This is a genomic window from Microbacterium testaceum (assembly GCF_006539145.1).
GTDB lineage: Bacteria > Actinomycetota > Actinomycetes > Actinomycetales > Microbacteriaceae > Microbacterium > Microbacterium testaceum.
The window spans coordinates 35828-53263 of sequence record NZ_BJML01000013.1; the positions used below are offsets into that span (position 1 = coordinate 35828).

Here is a 17436-nt window from a genome sequence, read left to right on the forward strand (position 1 = left end):
TGCACCGGTTGCGATGTCAGGGCAGGACGTCGGCGTCCTGCAGAGCCGACATGACCGTCTGTTCGATCGCGCGCTGACCCCGCGGAGTGGGGTGGACGTCGTCCTCCTGCATCCACTCGGGATGGCCCGCGAGCGGCTGACCGACGTCGATGAACGACCCTCCGACTTTCTCGACGGCGTTCTTCAGCGCGTCGGAGGTGACTGTGGTGTCGCCGGGAACATCGGGGTCGTCGTTCCAAATGGTGCTCAGGCCGATGATCCGCGCGTCGGGGGCGGCTGAGCGCAACTGGTCCACCGTGTCCTCGGTGTCGGCGCGGATCTCGTCCTCGTCCTCCCAGAAGTCGTTGCTCGACGACTCCACGATGAGCAGCTGAGGTTGCAGGGCCGCGACCGCGGGAACGAGCCCGGCGTAGGTCGTGCCGCAATCTCCTTGGACGACGAAGCCCATGCCCGGACAGGCGAGGTTCGTCAGCCAGAGGTGCGCACGTCCAGCGAGCAGCGTCGGCCACGCCTGCTGCGGCTCCAGGCCGAAGCCGGACATGAGCGAGTCTCCGAGGGTCACCACGCGCAGCGGCGTCCCAGGGCTGGGTGAAGGCGATGGTGTGGCCTCGAGAACGGGAGCCGCGAAGGTGGGCACGGTTGCGGGCTGTGAGGGATCGGACGCGCACCCGGCGACCATCGCGATGACGCCCGCGGAGAGCGCGACCATCGAGGCCCCCCTGATACCGCGTCCGAACGTCATGACGCGATCCTAAGATCGCGCACCTATGAACGAGCGCCGAGCTCGACCCCTAGACGCGGAGCGCCGCGAGATGCTCTCTCAACGTGGGGCCTCCGCGGAACTCGCGAATGAGATGCTGAACGACCTCGCGCAGATCCCCGTCTGCGGCCTCGGCCACCGCGATCTGACGTGCCGAGCTGCCGCCCGTGGCCAGAATCGTCTCGAGGCTCGCGAACTCCTTCGCGCACTTGAGCTCTAGTGCGACGTCGGCGAGCTCTTCCATCGTCTCGCGCAGGTGATCGACCACCGGGCGCTGCGTACCCTCGCGGTCGACGATCACACGGGCGTCGAGGCCGTAGCGCGCGGCGCGCCACTTGTTCTCGCGGGCGTACCACGCCGGGATGCCGGGAAGCTCGCGCCCCTCGTCGAGCAGGCGCGAGAAATGCTCGACGAGCGTCTGCGCGAGAGAGGCGACGGCGGCCAGCTCCGGCAGGGTCGACATCCCATCGCAGGCGCGGATCTCGACGGTGCCCCACTTGGGCGCCGGACGGATGTCCCAGCGCACCTCGCTGGCATCCGCCATCACCCCCGTCCGAACCATGTCGTCGAGGTAGCTCTCGAAGTCGCCCCAGGAGTCGAGCTGCCAGGGGAGCCCCGCGGTCGGCAGCTGCTGGAAGACGAGAGCACGGTTGGAGGCGTAGCCGGTGCGCTCGCCCGCCCAGAAGGGACTGGATGCCGACAATGCCTGCAGATGCGGGAGATACACGTTCAGCGCATTGACGATCGGCACGACCTTCTCGACGTCGTCGACGCCGATGTGCACGTGGATGCCCCAGATCATCATGTTTCGCCCCCACCACTGCGTGCGCTCGATGAGCGAGTGGTATCGCGTCTTGTCGGTGACCTCCTGGTCGAACCACTGCGCGAAGGGGTGGCTGCCGGCGCAGAGGATCTCCACGCCGCGCGGCTCGGTCTCGTCCCGGAGGGCGCAGATGGCGTCGGCGATGTCGTCGACGGCTTCGGCGACCGTGTGACCCACGCCACTGGTCACCTCGACGGTGTTGGTGAGCAGCTCACCGGTGACCGTGAACCGCTCGAGCGCGGTCTTGTCTTCGAGCTGGTCGAGGATCTCGGGCGCGCGGGGGACCAGATCGCCCGTCTCGCGGTCCGCGAGCATGAGCTCCCATTCCAGACCCACGGACGAACGCGTCGATGCAGCGAACGGCAGCCTCATGCGGCTCAGTCTGACACGGGGGTCGGATGCCGGGATCCTCCGCTACCCTCCGAGACACCGCGTGTCGCGGTGCGTCGCGTGTCAACGTGGGGCCTGAGTATCTGGCAGAATAGAGGGCTGGACCCGCCACTCGACCCTCTATCCAGTGTCGGTCCACCCTTTTGAGCTTCCGCCGGGTGTGCACCCCACTCTCCAGGCGTTCGGTTCGTTCGTTTTCATCATTTGGAGTCATCGTGGCTGTCAAGATCCGTCTCAAGCGCCTCGGAAAGATCCGCGCGCCCTACTACCGCATCGTCGTCGCCGACTCGCGCACCAAGCGCGACGGTCGTGTCATCGAGGAGATCGGCAAGTACCACCCGACCGAGGAGCCCTCGTTCATCGAGGTCGACTCGGAGCGCGCGCAGTACTGGCTGTCCGTGGGCGCCCAGCCCACCGAGCAGGTTGCCGCCATCCTCAAGCTGACGGGCGACTGGGGCAAGTTCAAGGGCGACAAGAACGCCGTCTCCACCGTCAAGGTCCGCGAGCCCAAGGCCGCGTTCGAGGCCGACGCTTCGAAGAAGTCCGTCGTCAAGCCCAAGGCCGAGAAGAAGGCCGAAGCTCCCGCCGAGGCGCCCGCTGAGGACGCCGCCGAGACCTCGGCCGAGTAATTCCCGTGCTGTCTGCCGCGCTCGAACACGTCGTCAAGGGGATCGTCGATCACCCCGACGCCGTGACCATCCGTTCCAGCTCCTCGCCTCGCGGCGACGTGTTGGAGGTTCGCGTGCACCCCGATGACCGGGGTCGCGTGATCGGGCGCGGCGGACGCACCGCCAAAGCACTGCGTACGCTCGTGTCGGCTTTGGCCGACGGCCGCCGTGTGCGCGTCGACGTCGCCGACGACTGATGGCGAACGGCGACATCGCGGGTGCTCAGCCCGCCAAGACCCAGCTCCGCGTGGGACGCCTCGTCAAGGCCCACGGCCTGAAGGGCGCGTTCAAGCTCGAGCTGTACACCGACGATCCCGATGGGCGTTTCACGCCGGGGAGCACCTTCACCCTGCAGGTGCCGGAGTCCTCTCCCTGGCACGGCCGCGAGCTGAAGGTCCGCGAATTCCGGTGGATGAACTCTCACCCGGTCGCGTTCTTCGAGGGTGTCGACGACCGTAATGCGGCCGAGGAGCTCGTCAAGGCGATCCTCTGGATCGACCAGGACTCCGAGGCCGCCCCGGCCGAGGACGACGCCTGGTACGACCACCAGCTGGTGGGCCTCGATGTCGTGCGCGACGGAGCAGTGATCGGCCGCGTCGCCCGCGTCGACCACTTCCCCGCTCAAGACCTGCTGATCGTGCGTATGGCCGGTGAGGACCGCGAGGTGCTCGTGCCCTTCGTGGGTGCGATCGTGCCCGAGGTCGACATCGACGGCGGCCGCGTCGTCGTCACGCCCCCTGCGGGACTGTTCGAGGAGCTCCCGGCCGAGGCCGACGACGAGCCCGAGCCCGCCTCGTCGTCGGACGACTCCGACGATGAGACCACTGACGCCCCCGAGGACTGACGTGCGCATCGACGTCGTCTCGATCTTCCCGGCGATCTTCGACGCTCTCGAGTTGTCTCTGCTGGGCAGGGCTCGACAGAGCGGCCTTCTCGACGTTCGCATCCGCGACCTGCGCGACTACACGCACGATCGTCACCGCACGGTCGACGACACCCCCTACGGTGGCGGCGCCGGCATGGTGATGAAGCCTGAGCCCTGGGGCGAGGCGCTTGACGACGTCACGCGTGACGCCGCGAGCCGGCCTGTCATCATCTTCCCGTCGCCCGCGGGAGAGCGGTTCACGCAGGCGACGGCCCGCGAGCTCGCCACCGCCCCGCACCTCGTGTTCGGCTGCGGCCGGTACGAGGGCATCGACGAGCGCGTCTTCGACTACGCCGCCGAGCTCGGCGACGTGCGCCTGATCTCCCTGGGTGACTACGTCTTGAACGGCGGCGAAGTCGCCGTGATGGCGATGGTGGAGGCGATCGGCCGTCTGATCCCCGGTGTGGTCGGCAATCCCGAGAGCCTCGTCGAGGAGTCTCACGAAGACGGCCTCCTCGAGTACCCCTCGTTCACCAAGCCCGCGGTGTGGCGGGAGCGAGAGGTCCCGCCCGTGCTGCTCAGCGGCAACCACGGAGCCGTGGCGACCTGGCGGCGAGAGCAACAGCTCGAGCGTACGCGCCAGCGTCGGCCCGACCTGCTCGCCGACTGACGCACGGCATCCGGCGTTCGGCAGGCGGGGGTACCTCGGTGCCTCACGACGAAGGCGGGCTGCCGGGAAGTCGTGCTGCGGGGAGGAGATTCCAGGAGCGGAGGATGCCGGAACCCCTGGCGGTCCTCCCGTCGCGAAATCTCCTCCCGTTCGGCGAGCACCTCACCGAGCGGCGGCATAAGGATGCCGCGACCTCGAGGCCGCGGCATCCGGAACCGGTCTTCAGTCGACGCCGAGGAACGAGCGGTCGGTCAGAATGATGGGCCCGTCGGCGGTGATGGCCACCGTGTGCTCGGAGTGCGCGCCGCGCGAGCCGTCGGCGCTGCGGAGTGTCCAGCCGTCGGGGTCGGTGACGAGCTCGTCGGTGGTCTGCAGGAACCACGGCTCGAGAGCCAGCACGAGGCCTGCGCGCAGGGGGTAGCCGCGCCCGGCCTTGCCGTCGTTCGCGACGTGCGGGTCGCCGTGCATGGTGCGGCCCACCCCGTGACCGCCGAAGTCGAGGTTGATGCGGAGGCCGTCCGCGCGGGCGATTGACGCGATCGCGGCGGAGATGTCGCCGATCTTGTGGCCGACGGTCGCCGCCTCGATCGCTGCGGCCAGGGCGCGCTGGGTCGTGTCGATGAGCGCGAGATCTTCGTCGCGGGGGGTGCCGACGACGAACGAGACGGCTGAGTCGGCCACCCAGCCGTCGACGGATGCCGCGAAGTCCAGCGAGACGAGGTCGCCGTCGCGCAGCACGTAATCGTGGGGGAGTCCGTGCAGCACGGCGTCGTTGATCGAGGTGCAGAGCACCTTGCCGAACGGGCTCGCGCCGAACGAGGGGTGGTAGTCGATGTAGCACGACTCCGCGCCGGCCGAGCGGATCATCTCGTGCGCGCGTCGGTCCAGCTGCAGCAGGTTCGTCCCCACCTTCGTCTCGGCGCGCAGCGTGGCCAGCACCTCCGCGACGAAGCGTCCGGCGGGGCGCATCGCGTCGATCTCGGCCGGGGTGCGCAGTTCGATCATGGGTGGTTCCTCTCGCGTCGAACCCCCATTCTCCCCGATCCGCGGTGCGACCGCCCGACCGAACGGCGCCATAGCTTTCTCAGAGGCGGAGCACATGGTCGAGCCGTAGCATCGGGTCATGGCGCTGCGAAGACTGTTCCTCCACTGGCTGTTCCCGGCCGCTTTCGTTCTTCCGCTGTGGTTGTTCGTCGGGTGGATCGTGTTCTCGGGAGGCATCGCCTGGGGTCTGTTGTGGCTCTTCGTCGCCGTGCCCGCCGTGTTCGTCTCCCAGCTCGTGCTGTCGTTGCTCATCCGCGCGCGCGGGAGCGTGCGCGAGAACCGCGCGGTGTCCTGGCGCGATCTGCTCGGTCTCGGTGCCTGGCACCTGGTGATCGTCGTGCTCGGCCTGTTCGATTCGCGGGTTTTCTTCCCCCTGCTCGTGCTGTCGATCGCGGGCGCGCTCGTCCTTTTCTGGTCGACGCTCGCTCAGCTCTGGAACGAGGCGCGCGGTGCGGTGACCGTGCTGCACGCGACCGACGGAACGGCCTACATCCCGCCGGTCCGTGAGCGGCCGACGCAGCCGGTAGATGCCGAGGTCATCGTCGTCTCGGAGTCCCCCCGCCCCCGATGACGCCGCGCGGGCGGATACCGCCGACGGTACCGTTTTGGCCCGTCGGTGCGGGCGTGGCACAATAGACGATTGTGCCCTGACCGGCTCTGCCTCAGGGGAGTCATGCCGCATCCGCGGCCGCGGGCACGCCTCACCTTTTTCCCTCTTATCGTGCGATCGACCTGTGGCGGTCGCAGGAAGTGATGATCATGCAGATCCTCGACTCCGTCGACGCGGCTTCGCTCCGCTCCGACATCCCCGCCTTCGGCCCCGGCGACACCGTCAAGGTGCACGTCAACATCACCGAAGGCAACCGCTCGCGTATCCAGGTGTTCCAGGGCGTCGTCATCGGCCGCTCGGGCGACGGTGTCCGCGAGACCTTCTGCGTCCGCAAGGTCAGCTTCCAGGTCGGCGTCGAGCGCACCTTCCCGGTCCACAGCCCCGTGATCGACCACATCGAGGTCGTCACCCGCGGTGATGTGCGTCGCGCCAAGCTGTACTACCTGCGCAGCCTCCGCGGCAAGAAGGCCAAGATCAAGGAGAAGCGCGACCGCTGAGTCCGCTCTCTCGAACGCCCCGTGGGTCACACCCGCGGGGCGTTCGGCGTTCTCACGGCGAGGTCGGTCACGGGGCGGCTCCGCGATGTGCGACCCTGGTTCGTGCGGTTCGGTCGGTGTGCGTCGAACCCGGTGAAGGAACATATGAGCGATCAGACCGCCTCGACCTCGGATGCCGTGGCATCCCGCTCCGCCGGACGGCGTCGACGCGGATGGGGGGCGTTCTTCCGCGACCTCCTCGTGATCGTGCTGATCGCGCTCGTGGTGTCGTTCGTGGTGAAGACGTTCGTCGTCCGGTCGTTCTACATTCCGTCCGCATCGATGGAGAACACGTTGATGATCAAGGATCGGATCCTCGTCGACGAATTGACTCCGAAGTTCGGACAGTACTCGCGCGGTGACGTCGTCGTGTTCCGCGACCCGGGTGGGTGGCTTCCCCCCAGCCCCTCTGAGCAGCGGTCACCCATCGTCGAGGGCGCGGACTGGGTGCTCTCGCTCTTCGGCCTGTCGGCGCCCGACAGCGACGACCACCTGATCAAGCGAGTCATCGGCACGGCGGGCGATCATGTCGTCTGTTGCAACGCTCTGGGACAGACGACCGTCAACGGCGTGCCGCTCGACGAGAGCTACGTCCGCCTCGCCCCCGGCGCCACCGCGCCAGAACCCGTCCCGTACGACATCACCGTGCCCGACGGCTCGCTGTGGGTGCTCGGCGACAACCGCAACAGCTCGCGCGACTCGCGCTTTAACCAGGATCAGCCGGGGCAGGGTTTTGTTCCCGTCGACAACGTCGTGGGTCGTGCCTTCCTCATCACCTGGCCGTTCACGCGCTTCGGGATGATCGACTTCCACCACGAGGTGTTCGCGGGCGTTCCCGCGCCGGCGGCGAAGTGATCGAACCCACCCTCACCCTCGAGCGTCGCCTGCTCAAGGAGCACGCGATCGTCATCGCGTGCGACGAAGTCGGACGAGGAGCCCTGGCGGGCCCGGTCGCGGTGGGTGCTGCGGTGATCGACCCGGCTCGCTCGCGGAAGCGGGTCCCCCAGGGGCTTCGGGACTCCAAACTGGTCCCCGAGGCTCGCCGCCCCGAGGTCGCCGCGCGAGCGGCCGCCTTCGTGCAGCACAGTGCCGTGGGCTGGGCGAGCTCCGTCGAGGTGGACGAGATCGGCATCATCCGCGCGCTGGGCCTCGCCGCGGTCCGGGCTATCGCCGATCTGCGCGCTCACGGCGTGGTGCCCGAAGAGGCCCTGGTCATCCTCGACGGCAACCACGACTACATCACTCCCGCGGGGGAGTCGGGTCTGACGGTGCGGCCGATCATCAAGGCCGACCGTGACTGCGCGAGTGCGGCGGCGGCATCCGTCATCGCCAAGGTGGCGCGGGACACGCTCATGACCGGCCTGCACGACGATCACCCCGCCTACGGGTGGGCCCGGAACAAGGGGTACGCGAGCCTCGACCATCGCGACGCGATCAGCGCTCACGGGATGAGTGTGCACCACCGGCACTCCTGGGCGATCGCGGCCGCACCGACCCTTTTCTGAGCTTTCGCGGGCGCAGTCGGACGGACGCGCCCGAGGTGTCCTGCCGTGCGGCCGGGACGACAGCGCGCGCCTAGGATGGAACAACCATGGATGACGACGTCTTCGAGGACTACGACCGCGAACTCGAGCTGGCCCTGTACCGCGAGTACCGCGATGTCGTTCGCCAGTTCACCTACGTGATCGAGACCGAGCGCCGGTTCTATCTCGCGAACGACGTCAACGTCGTCCGCCGCGACACCGAGCACGACTTCTACTTCGAGATCTCGATGACCGACGTATGGGTGTGGGACATCTATCGCGCCGACCGGTTCGTGAAGTCCGTGCGCGTGCTCACCTTCAAGGACGTCAACGTCGAAGAGCTCTCGCGCCACGACTTCCAACTGCCCGACGAGCTCTCCCTCGACAACTGAGGGTCCTCCCCAGCCGGTCGGTTCCCGCCGCTGTCCCCGGATAGCGGTCTCCGTTCCTCGGGCGGGGTGGGACGGATGCCACGCTCTCGGGCATGGCAGCGAAAGACGAACTCGGCAGAGCCGGCGAAGACCGCGCCGTCGCGTACCTGACGGACGACGGCTACCGCATCCTCACGCGTAATTGGCGATGCGCCCAGGGCGAGATCGACATCGTCGCCGTCCGTGCGGACACGCTCGTCGTGGTCGAGGTCAAGACCCGACGCAGCGAGGACTACGGACACCCCTTCGAGGCGATCGACGCGCGCAAGGCGCAGCGGCTCTGGCGTCTGGCGATGGCGTGGCTCGCAGCCCACCCTGACGAGGCGCGCGGGCGAACGCTTCGCGTCGACGCGATCGGTTTGGTCGGATCCGATCCTGCGCGAGCTCGCCTCGAGCACCTCGAGGACGCGCTGTGACCCTCGCGCGCACCTGGGCCGTCGCCCTGTCGGGCCTCCACGGCGACCTGGTGGAGGTCGAGGCCGATGTGTCCTCTCAGACTCCGGAGTTCTCGATCATCGGCCTCGCCGACAAGGCTCTGGGCGAGGCGGGACGACGCGTACGCGGCGCTTGCACCAACCGCGGGCTCGACCTGCCGAAGCGTCGGATCACCGTGAACCTCTCTCCGGCGAGCCTTCCCAAGCGCGGGTCGGGTTTTGACGTGGCGATCGCCGTCGCCGCTCTCGCCACGTCGATACGGATGGATGCCGTCCGCGTCGCGCAGACCGTGCACATCGGCGAGCTGGGGCTCGATGGGCGCCTTCGTCCCGTGCCCGGAGTGCTCCCGGCGGTGGTCGCGGCCCAGCGTGCGGGGTATCGGCGCGTCGTGGTCCCGGCAGCGAACGCCGCGGAGGCGGGGCTCATCGGCGACATCGAAGTGTTCGCGGCTTCGTGCCTCGCCGAGGTGGTGCGGTGGCACGGCGGGGCGAGCGATGCTCCAGACCTCGAGCCGGTCGCGGCACCGGCTCTCGGCGGCGGCGAGGACGAGCCGCTCGAACTGGCTGATGTCGTGGGGCAGGGGGATGCGGTCGACGCGTTGGTGGTGGCAGCAGCGGGTGGGCACCACCTCTTGATGAGCGGGCCACCGGGGGCAGGGAAGACGATGCTGGCCCGTCGGCTTCCCGGCATCCTGCCACCCCTCGACGACGAGGCGGCATTGTCGGTCGCCTCTATCCGTTCCTTGTCGGGCGAGGCCGTGACACGCCTGTCCCGTACGCCTCCGTTCGAGAGCCCGCACCACGGGGCGACCGCCGCAGCGCTGATCGGCGGGGGATCCGGCGTCGTCAGGCCCGGGGCCATCGCACGCGCCAGCGAGGGAGTGTTGTTCCTGGACGAGGGCGGCGAATTCCCGGCGTCCGTTCTCGATGCTCTTCGACAGCCGCTGGAGAACGGCGTCATCCAGCTGCACCGTTCCGGAGTCGCGGCGACGTATCCGGCGCGGTTCCAGCTCGTCGTGGCGACCAACCCCTGTCCCTGCGGTCAGTACGGGGTACCGGGCGGTTCGTGCGAGTGCGCTCCGCAGGCGATTCGCCGGTATACGCGACGCCTGTCCGGGCCGTTGCTCGATCGCATCGACATCGATCTGCGGCTGCAGCGTGTGTCGACAGCGCGTCACGAGGGCGGTGCGCGATCGGTGTCGTCGGAACGGGCACGGCATATCGTCGCCGAGGCGCGTGCGCGCGCGACGCGGAGGTGGGCCGCGACGCCGTGGCGCCGAAACGCCGACGTGCCCGGAACCTGGCTGCGTGGACCGGCGGCACCGTCCCCCGAGGTCGTGCGGCCCCTCGACACGGCCCTCCGTCGTGGAGCCCTGACGTTGCGCGGGTACGACCGGTTGCTGCGCGTCGCGTGGACGGTCGCCGATATCGCCGGGCATGACGAGTTGCGTTCCGACGATGTCGGTCGCGCTCTGTACCTGCGCCGGGGAGCGGGCGTATGACGGGCTTCGTCGTCGATCGCGACGAAGCCCGGAAGGCGCTCCAGGGACTCAGATCGACCGATGGAGCGGCCGCCGAGGCATATGCCCGGGCGGTGTGGAGCGTTCTCGTCGAGCCGGGCGACGGGGCGGCGGGTGAGCTCATCGCCGCGCACGGGGCGGCCGGGGCCCTGCATGTCGCGACGTCGGCTCAGGACGAGGAGGTCCGGGTGGCGCGCGCTCGCTGGCTTCCTCGACTGCGGCCTGAGGCGATAGACGCGGTGCTCGACGCCGCGCGTCGAGCGAGTGCCTCGCTGATCGTACCGGGGGATGACCAGTGGCCGGAGCGGCTCGACGATCTCGGCGTTCATGCGCCCGTAGCTCTCTGGCGACGTGGGGGAGGGGGCACGAGCGATCGTCCGACAGTGGCACTGGTGGGCGCGCGGGCGTCCACGGCCTACGGCGAGGGCGTGGCGGCCGACCTCGCGGCGGATCTCTCGGCGTCGGGCGCCGTGATCGTCTCGGGGGCGGCGTACGGAATCGACGGGGCGGCTCATCGCGCGGCGCTGTCGACGGGAGGCATGACGGTCGCGTTCCTCGCCGGCGGCGTGGATCGCGCGTACCCCCGCGGGCACGAAAGCCTGCTCGCGAGGATCGCGAGCACCGGTGCGGTCTGGAGCGAGACGCCCTGCGGCGCGGCACCCACCAAGTGGAGGTTCCTCGCGCGCAATCGTCTCATCGCCGCGATGGCCGACGCGGTCGTGGTCGTCGAGGCAGGGTGGCGCAGCGGTTCGCTCAACACCGCCGCTCATGCCGCGAGCCTCGGCCGAGCGCTCGGGGCAGTACCCGGCCCGGTGACGAGCGCGGCATCCGCGGGCTGTCACCGCATCCTTCGCGACTACGGCGGGGTGTGCGTGACCTCCGCGGCGGATGTCCTCGAGATGCTCGGCAGGGACGCGCGGGAGCCGGAGCGTCTCACGGATCGCACAGACGACACGACGAGGGTGTGCGATGCCCTTTCCCCGAGGTCGGCTCGTTCGACGGCAGAGGTCGCACGCCGGAGCGGCCTGTCCGTCGCGGAGACCGGAGCCGTCCTCGGGTTCGCCGAACTCGAGGGGAGAGCCCGTCGCGATGACGACGGTCTCTGGATGGCGATGCATTCGAGATCAGAGTGACGGGGGAATGCATGGGCGTCGCGCGTCGTCCCGCCTCCGTTGGTGATCAGCGGGCACTCTGGGTGAATGCACCTGTCGGAGGCCGTGGAGGGCTACCTCGCCCATCTCGCCGACGTGCGTCGGCTGTCCGCCGCAACGGTGCGCGCATATCGGTCCGATCTCGCCGACCTCGTCTCGGCTCTGGGCGATCGGCCCCTCGCTGACGTCGATGTGGAAGACCTGCGCGAGTGGCAGTGGCAGGCAGCCCGGTCCGGTCGGTCGAAGGCGACATCGGCGCGTCGAACCTCGACGCTGCGAGGACTCTTCGCATGGGCGGTCGAGCAAGAGATCGTCGTCGCCGACCCGTCGCAGCGACTGGTGTCGCCGAAGCGCGGGCGAACACTCCCCGCTGTGGCGACTGCGGAAGCACTGGAGGGGGTGCTCGCCGCCGCGGCCCAACGCGCCGACGGCGGAGATCCGGTCGCTGTGAGAGATCACGCCCTGCTCGAGATCCTCTATGGTTCGGGCGCGCGCGTCTCCGAGATCTGCGGTCTGGATCTCGACGACGTCGATCACGAGCGACGAACCCTTCTGCTCCGCGGCAAGGGCGACAAAGACCGGGTCGTTCCGTTCGGGCTGCCGGCGTCGCGGGCGCTGGAGGCGTACCTGGTGCGGGCGCGGCCGGTATTGCGGGCTCGCGCGCTCGAGGCGACCGTATCGATCGGAAGCGCCAGGAACGGGGGCCCTTCGGAGGGGAGCGGGCCAGCTCGAGGCGAGCGACACGCCGCCCGCGCGCGCACCGACGCCGCGGGTCGCGCCGTCTTCCTCGGCGCGAGAGGGGCCCGGCTCGGTCCGCGAGCCGTTCACGAGCTCGTCTCGAGGACCGTCGCCCCGAGTGTCGGCGAGGAGGTGCTCGGTCCGCACGCGCTCCGCCACTCCGCGGCGACGCACCTGCTCGACGGCGGCGCCGACCTGCGCGCGGTCCAGGAGATCCTCGGTCACGCGAGCCTGGGGACGACGCAGATCTACACGCACGTCTCGGCCGAACGACTGCGCGAGGCCTACCGCCTCGCGCACCCGAGAGCCTGACGGACGGGTCGCCGGGTGGTGTTTCGCGCCCGCGTCCCCGCGACCGGATGACCGCCTGCCGTGCCGACGGTGAAACGCGTGCGAACCTGCGCGTGACGCCCTAGCGTGGAGCCGTGAACCTTCACCGCTCGGTGCCTGCCGCTCTCGGCGTGCTCGCCCTCGCCGGTGTGCTCAGCGCCTGCAGCATGACTCCCGAGCCCGTCGAGACCCGACTCCCTCCGGAACGAGCGGCGTCGAGCGCTCCGTCCTCGGCCGCGGTCCCGTCCCCGTCGGTCGTGACCATCTCTCCCGCCCCCGTCTCGACGGGCGCCCCCAGCGGTCCCCCCGCGAATGCATCGGGTGACACCGTGTCCTGCGGTGACGGCGGTACGCAATCGGTGTCGGGGTCCGAGCAGACCGTCCGAGTCGTCGGGACCTGTGCCGAACTCACGGTCTCGGGCTCCGCCCTCACGGTCGACGCCTCGGCGGCATCCATCGGCACCCTGCGAATCTCGGGAGACCGCGCGCGCGTGGACGCCGCCGCGATCGACGCGCTCGTCGTCCAGGGCAACGACGGCTCGGTCCATTCCGCGGGTGCCATCGGCAGCGTCGACGTGAGCGGAGACCGCTCGACGGTCGACGCCAAAGGCGCGGTGTCTTCCGTGACCGTCCGCGGGCAGGACAACGTCGTGCGAGCCTCGGGCGGCGTCGGGACGCAGACCGTCGAGGGCCGCGGCAACCAGATCGGTTGAGCCCACTCAGCAGCACGGCAGAAGCACGGCCCGTGGCACGCCGCCCAGCAACCTCAGCGGGTTGACGTACTCGCCCCGTAACCGCACGCCGAAGTGGACGGTACCGGGCCGGGTGTGGCCCTCGTCGGAGACCGTGCCGACGGGCGCACCGCGGGCGACCGGGTCGCCCGCGGCGAGATCTGTGCTGACGGGCTCCAACGTCGTCACGAGACCGCCGCCGTGGTCGATCGTGACGATGCTGCGACCGGCCACCATCCCGACGAACGCCACGCGTCCGTCCGCGGGCGAACGGACCGCGTCCGCTCGCAGATCGACGCCCCGGTGCCCCGGACCGTACGCGTGCGCGGGCGCGATGAACGGTCGTGTCACCTCGACGGGCGTCACGGGCCACACCCATCCGAGATCGGCGAGTCGATCGCCTTCCACGGCGTCGGCTCGCGTCACGGCGAGCATCACCGCGATCAGCGCGATCAGGCTCACACAGCGGAGGGATGCCGAGATCATCCGGGAAGTCTTGCGCGCGGGCGTCTCGTCCGCGGGCGAAGCAGCGGCACCGGGGAAAGGTCGCCCCCGGCATGCGGGTGGGGAGGACCGGTCCTGTATGCTGGACCTTGCATCTCGCTTGTCGGGATGACTCCGCGTGCCCACAGCGCACCGCGTGGCCTCTCGGGGCAGCGCACCGCGCGGCATCCACACCCCCTGGTCCTTCGCTTCGGCGAGTGGCGGGTGTGCGCCGGGCACCAGGCTCGTCAGACGGACCGTCTGGCGCGAACAACCACAACCACGGCGCGAAAGCGCCCAGAAACAGGAGTACGACCATGGCCGTCGTCACCATCCGCCAGCTGCTCGACAGCGGCGTTCACTTCGGACACCAGACCCGCCGGTGGAACCCGAAGGTGAAGCGCTTCATCCTCACCGAGCGCTCCGGCATCCACATCATCGACCTGCAGCAGTCGCTCGGGTACATCGACAAGGCGTACGAGTTCGTCAAGGAGACCGTCGCGCACGGCGGCACCATCCTCTTCGTCGGCACCAAGAAGCAGGCGCAGGAAGTCCTCGCCGAGCAGGCGACCCGCGTGGGCCAGCCCTACGTCAACCAGCGCTGGCTCGGTGGCCTTCTCACCAACTTCCAGACGGTGTCGAAGCGCCTCGCCCGCATGAAGGAGCTCGAGGAGCTCGACTACGAGAACCCCGCCGAGAGCGGCTTCACCAAGAAGGAGCTCCTGCTCAAGAAGCGCGAGCTCGACAAGCTGCACAAGTCGCTCGGTGGTATCCGCAACCTGCAGAAGACCCCGTCGGCCATCTGGGTCGTCGACGCCAAGCGCGAGCACCTCGCCGTCGACGAGGCCAAGAAGCTCGGCATCCCCGTGATCGGCATCCTCGACACGAACGCCGACCCCGACGAGTTCCAGTACCCGATCCCCGGCAACGACGACGCGATCCGCTCGGTGAGCCTGCTCACGCGCATCATCGCCGACGCCGCCGCCGAGGGCCTGATCCAGCGTCACCAGCCCGCCGGTGAGGAAGAGGCCGCCGAGCCTCTCGCCGAGTGGGAGCGCGAGCTCCTCGAGGCGCCCGCCGAGTCGACCGAGGCTCCGGCTGCCGAGTCGGCCGAGGCGCCCGCCGCTGAGTCGACCGAGGCCGCCGAGACCGAGGCTGCTGACGCCGAGGCCACCGACAGCAAGTAAGCCGCGAGGCATTCCGTTCGCCTTCGCGTGATCGGTGCGCCACCCGCACAGGCTACGATCCGGCGGGGTCGTGACGGCTCCCTCTTGTGGGAGCGACACGGCCCCGCCGGGCTCACATCTAGAACGCAAACGACAAGGAGACGCCACACCATGGCAAACTTCACGATCGCCGACATCAAGGCTCTGCGCGAGCAGCTCGGCACGGGCATGGTCGACACCAAGAAGGCGCTCGAAGAGGCCGACGGCGACGTCGAGAAGGCCGTCGAGATCCTGCGCCTCAAGGGTGCCAAGGGCAACGCCAAGCGCGCCGACCGTTCGACCAGCGAGGGCCTCGTCGCCGCGCGCGAGAACGACGGATCCGTGACCCTGCTCGAACTCGCCTGCGAGACCGACTTCGTCGCAAAGAACGAGCGCTTCATCGCTCTGGCCGACAAGGTCGTCGACGCGGCTGCCGCCGCCGGTGCGGACTCGGTCGAGGCCGCCCTGGCCGCCGACGCCGACGGCAAGACCGTCGAGCAGCTCATCTCGGACGAAGCCGCCATCATCGGTGAGAAGGTCGAGCTCCGTCGCGTGCGCACCATCTCGGGCGACAAGTTCGAGGTCTACCTGCACAAGACCAGCAAGGACCTGCCCCCGCAGGTCGGCGTGGTCCTCGCCTACTCGGGCGACGACGCCGAGACCGCTCGCTCGATCGCGCAGCACATCTCGTTCGCGAACCCCTCGTACCTCACTCGTGACGCCGTGCCCGAGGCAGACGTCGAGAAGGAGCGCGAGATCGTCACCGAGATCTCGCGCAACGAGGGCAAGCCCGAGGCCGCCCTGCCGAAGATCGTCGAGGGACGCGTCAACGCGTTCTTCAAGCAGGTCTCGCTGCTCGACCAGGACTACGCGAAGGACAACAAGCTGTCCGTCGCAAAGGTCGCGTCCGACGCCGGTCTCACGCTGACCGACTTCGCCCGCTTCAAGGTCGGCGCGTAACCCTTCGACAGGCTCAGGGCCCGTCATGAGGCCCGGGATGCCACGGCATCCCGGGCCTTTTCCCTGCCCGCGCCTCGTGCCGCCTCCGGCATTCCGGTGGCGGGAGGCGGGGGATAGTTTGTTCAAGACGAGAGGACATCACACGTGATCGATGAAGCCACCAAGCGCCGCCGAGTTCTGCTGAAGCTGTCGGGGGAGGCGTTCGGCGGGGGCCAACTGGGCGTGAATCCCGACATCGTGGGACAGATCGCCCGCGAGATCGCCGAGGCGGTCGACCGCGTCGACGTCGCCATCGTCGTCGGCGGCGGCAACTTCTTCCGTGGCGCCGAGCTCAGCCAACGCGGCATGGACCGCGGTCGCGCCGACTACATGGGCATGCTCGGCACCGTGATGAACTCGCTCGCACTGCAGGACTTCCTCGAGCAGGCCGGCGCGGCCACGCGCGTGCAGTCCGCCATCTCGATGACGCAGGTCGCCGAGCCCTACATCCCGCGCCGCGCTGTGCGCCACCTCGAAAAGGGCCGCGTCGTCATCTTCGGTGCGGGCGCGGGTCTTCCATACTTCTCTACCGACACCGTTGCCGCCCAGCGAGCTCTCGAGATCGGCGCGACCGAGGTTCTGGTCGCCAAGAACGGGGTCGACGGCGTCTACACCGCCGATCCGAACGTGGACCCGAGCGCGACCAAGCTCGACCACGTGACCTACGGCGACGCCCTGCAGAAGGGGTTGAAGGTGGTGGACTCCACCGCGTTCAGCCTGTGCATGGACAACGGTATGGACATGCGAGTCTTCGGTATGGAGCCGGCCGGAAACGTCACCCGGGCCCTGCTCGGTGAGACGATCGGTACCCTCGTCACCGCATGACGCGCCGCGCGAGCCCGGGAAGCCGGGCTCGCGCGCGACTAGACTCGACACTCAGTCCCAACGAATGGAGTCACCGTGATTTCCGATGTCCTCGCCGATGCCGGAGCGCGCATGGATCGCGCCGTGGAGGCCGCCAAGGAGGACTTCGCGACCGTCCGTACCGGGCGCGCGAACCCCCAGATGTTCCAGAAGGTGCTGGTCGACTACTACGGGTCGCCCACCCCTCTCGCTCAGCTCGCCTCGCTGAACAACCCCGAGGCCCGCACCCTCGTCATCAACCCGTACGACAAGTCGGCGCTGAAGGCGATCGAGCAGGCGATCCGCGACATGCCGAACCTCGGGGTCAACCCGACGAACGACGGCACCATCGTTCGAGTCACCATGCCCGAGCTCACCCAGGACCGCCGCAAAGAGTACGTGAAGATCGTGCGCGGTAAGGGCGAGGACGCCAAGGTGCAGGTGCGCAACCTTCGACGCAAGGCCAAGGACGACCTCGACGCCCTGAAGAGCGATGTCGGCGAAGACGAGCTCGTCCGCGCCGAGAAGGAGCTCGACACCGTGACGCGCACGCACGTCGACTTGATCGACGAGGCGCTCAAGCGCAAAGAGGCCGAGCTTCTCGAGGTCTGACCCCCCATGCCCGAAGCCCCTGAGATCGGCGAGGGCGAGCCGGTCGATCCGACCGCCTCGCCTCGCCGGG

The 17436-nt window shown here is 69.1% G+C and carries 22 protein-coding genes; 18 read left to right on the forward strand and 4 right to left on the reverse strand.

Features of this window, described 5'->3' with window-relative positions:
• Positions 1 to 16: 16 nt before the first annotated feature.
• The gene (locus MTE01_RS15595; protein WP_141378310.1) at positions 17 to 742 is read right to left on the reverse strand and encodes an SGNH/GDSL hydrolase family protein; all 726 of its coding nucleotides are present in this window, start codon (positions 740 to 742) and stop codon (positions 17 to 19) included.
• A 49-nt stretch (positions 743 to 791) separates the two neighbouring features.
• Positions 792 to 1955, reverse strand: a complete 1164-nt coding sequence (locus tag MTE01_RS15600; RefSeq protein ID WP_141378311.1) for a glutamate--cysteine ligase — start codon at positions 1953 to 1955, stop codon at positions 792 to 794.
• 233 nt (positions 1956 to 2188) lie between these two features.
• On the opposite strand from MTE01_RS15600, the gene rpsP reads away from it, so the two are divergent.
• The 4 genes from rpsP to trmD are packed head-to-tail and all read left to right on the forward strand — an operon-like array spanning position 2189 to position 4176.
• A complete protein-coding gene (rpsP, locus tag MTE01_RS15605) occupies positions 2189 to 2602 on the forward strand; it encodes a 30S ribosomal protein S16 (protein ID WP_056230889.1) in 414 nt (137 codons plus the stop codon).
• Between the two features lie 5 nt (positions 2603 to 2607).
• Positions 2608 to 2838: an RNA-binding protein gene (locus tag MTE01_RS15610; protein WP_094736438.1), complete on the forward strand. Its 231-nt coding sequence runs from the start codon at positions 2608 to 2610 to the stop codon at positions 2836 to 2838.
• Positions 2838 to 3485 carry a ribosome maturation factor RimM gene (gene rimM, locus MTE01_RS15615; protein WP_116239913.1) on the forward strand — a complete coding sequence of 216 codons (648 nt, stop codon included), beginning with the start codon at positions 2838 to 2840 and terminating at the stop codon, positions 3483 to 3485. Before MTE01_RS15610 ends, rimM begins: the two co-directional genes overlap by 1 nt.
• Position 3486: 1 nt before the next feature.
• A complete protein-coding gene (trmD, locus tag MTE01_RS15620) occupies positions 3487 to 4176 on the forward strand; it encodes a tRNA (guanosine(37)-N1)-methyltransferase TrmD (protein ID WP_116239912.1) in 690 nt (229 codons plus the stop codon).
• Positions 4177 to 4398: 222 nt separating this feature from the next.
• Here the strand turns inward: trmD and map are convergent, their stop codons facing one another.
• Positions 4399 to 5181, reverse strand: coding sequence for a type I methionyl aminopeptidase (map, locus tag MTE01_RS15625; RefSeq protein ID WP_103208945.1), 783 nt, complete (start codon positions 5179 to 5181; stop codon positions 4399 to 4401).
• 118 nt (positions 5182 to 5299) lie between these two features.
• On the opposite strand from map, the gene MTE01_RS15630 reads away from it, so the two are divergent.
• The 10 genes from MTE01_RS15630 (at position 5300) to MTE01_RS15675 (ending at position 13206) form a co-directional block, all read left to right on the forward strand.
• Entirely contained in the window at positions 5300 to 5791 is a 492-nt protein-coding gene (locus MTE01_RS15630; RefSeq protein WP_246078336.1) for an MFS transporter permease, read from the forward strand.
• 188 nt (positions 5792 to 5979) lie between these two features.
• Positions 5980 to 6327: a 50S ribosomal protein L19 gene (rplS, locus tag MTE01_RS15635; RefSeq protein ID WP_103209916.1), complete on the forward strand. Its 348-nt coding sequence runs from the start codon at positions 5980 to 5982 to the stop codon at positions 6325 to 6327.
• Between the two features lie 144 nt (positions 6328 to 6471).
• On the forward strand, positions 6472 to 7221 hold the full coding sequence (gene lepB, locus MTE01_RS15640) for a signal peptidase I (RefSeq protein ID WP_103209919.1): 750 nt from the start codon (positions 6472 to 6474) through the stop codon (positions 7219 to 7221).
• Positions 7218 to 7871 carry a ribonuclease HII gene (gene rnhB, locus MTE01_RS15645; RefSeq protein WP_141378312.1) on the forward strand — a complete coding sequence of 218 codons (654 nt, stop codon included), beginning with the start codon at positions 7218 to 7220 and terminating at the stop codon, positions 7869 to 7871. The genes lepB and rnhB overlap by 4 nt, the downstream gene beginning before the upstream one ends.
• An 86-nt stretch (positions 7872 to 7957) precedes the next feature.
• Entirely contained in the window at positions 7958 to 8281 is a 324-nt protein-coding gene (locus tag MTE01_RS15650; RefSeq protein WP_055836674.1) for a DUF2469 family protein, read from the forward strand.
• A gap of 92 nt (positions 8282 to 8373) precedes the next feature.
• A complete protein-coding gene (locus tag MTE01_RS15655; RefSeq protein WP_141378313.1) occupies positions 8374 to 8736 on the forward strand; it encodes a YraN family protein in 363 nt (120 codons plus the stop codon).
• Positions 8733 to 10256, forward strand: a complete 1524-nt coding sequence (locus tag MTE01_RS15660) for a YifB family Mg chelatase-like AAA ATPase (protein ID WP_103208954.1) — start codon at positions 8733 to 8735, stop codon at positions 10254 to 10256. Before MTE01_RS15655 ends, MTE01_RS15660 begins: the two co-directional genes overlap by 4 nt.
• The gene (gene dprA, locus MTE01_RS15665) at positions 10253 to 11407 is read left to right on the forward strand and encodes a DNA-processing protein DprA (RefSeq protein WP_141378314.1); all 1155 of its coding nucleotides are present in this window, start codon (positions 10253 to 10255) and stop codon (positions 11405 to 11407) included. Before MTE01_RS15660 ends, dprA begins: the two co-directional genes overlap by 4 nt.
• 66 nt (positions 11408 to 11473) lie before the next feature.
• Positions 11474 to 12475 carry a tyrosine recombinase XerC gene (locus MTE01_RS15670; RefSeq protein WP_141378315.1) on the forward strand — a complete coding sequence of 334 codons (1002 nt, stop codon included), beginning with the start codon at positions 11474 to 11476 and terminating at the stop codon, positions 12473 to 12475.
• A 113-nt stretch (positions 12476 to 12588) separates the two neighbouring features.
• Entirely contained in the window at positions 12589 to 13206 is a 618-nt protein-coding gene (locus MTE01_RS15675; protein ID WP_141378316.1) for a DUF3060 domain-containing protein, read from the forward strand.
• A gap of 6 nt (positions 13207 to 13212) precedes the next feature.
• Here MTE01_RS15675 and MTE01_RS15680 read toward each other — a convergent pair whose 3' ends face one another.
• Positions 13213 to 13710, reverse strand: a complete 498-nt coding sequence (locus tag MTE01_RS15680; RefSeq protein WP_174799715.1) for a murein hydrolase activator EnvC family protein — start codon at positions 13708 to 13710, stop codon at positions 13213 to 13215.
• Between the two features lie 314 nt (positions 13711 to 14024).
• On the opposite strand from MTE01_RS15680, the gene rpsB reads away from it, so the two are divergent.
• The 4 genes from rpsB to frr all read left to right on the forward strand — a co-directional run bounded on the left by rpsB (position 14025) and on the right by frr (position 17366).
• A complete protein-coding gene (gene rpsB / locus MTE01_RS15685; protein ID WP_103208964.1) occupies positions 14025 to 14894 on the forward strand; it encodes a 30S ribosomal protein S2 in 870 nt (289 codons plus the stop codon).
• A 150-nt stretch (positions 14895 to 15044) separates the two neighbouring features.
• Positions 15045 to 15872 (forward strand): translation elongation factor Ts, encoded by an 828-nt coding sequence (tsf, locus tag MTE01_RS15690; protein ID WP_103208967.1) that lies wholly within the window; start codon positions 15045 to 15047, stop codon positions 15870 to 15872.
• 144 nt (positions 15873 to 16016) lie between these two features.
• On the forward strand, positions 16017 to 16736 hold the full coding sequence (gene pyrH, locus MTE01_RS15695; RefSeq protein ID WP_116239906.1) for a UMP kinase: 720 nt from the start codon (positions 16017 to 16019) through the stop codon (positions 16734 to 16736).
• A 75-nt stretch (positions 16737 to 16811) separates the two neighbouring features.
• Entirely contained in the window at positions 16812 to 17366 is a 555-nt protein-coding gene (gene frr / locus MTE01_RS15700) for a ribosome recycling factor (RefSeq protein WP_094736471.1), read from the forward strand.
• Positions 17367 to 17436: the final 70 nt, after the last annotated feature.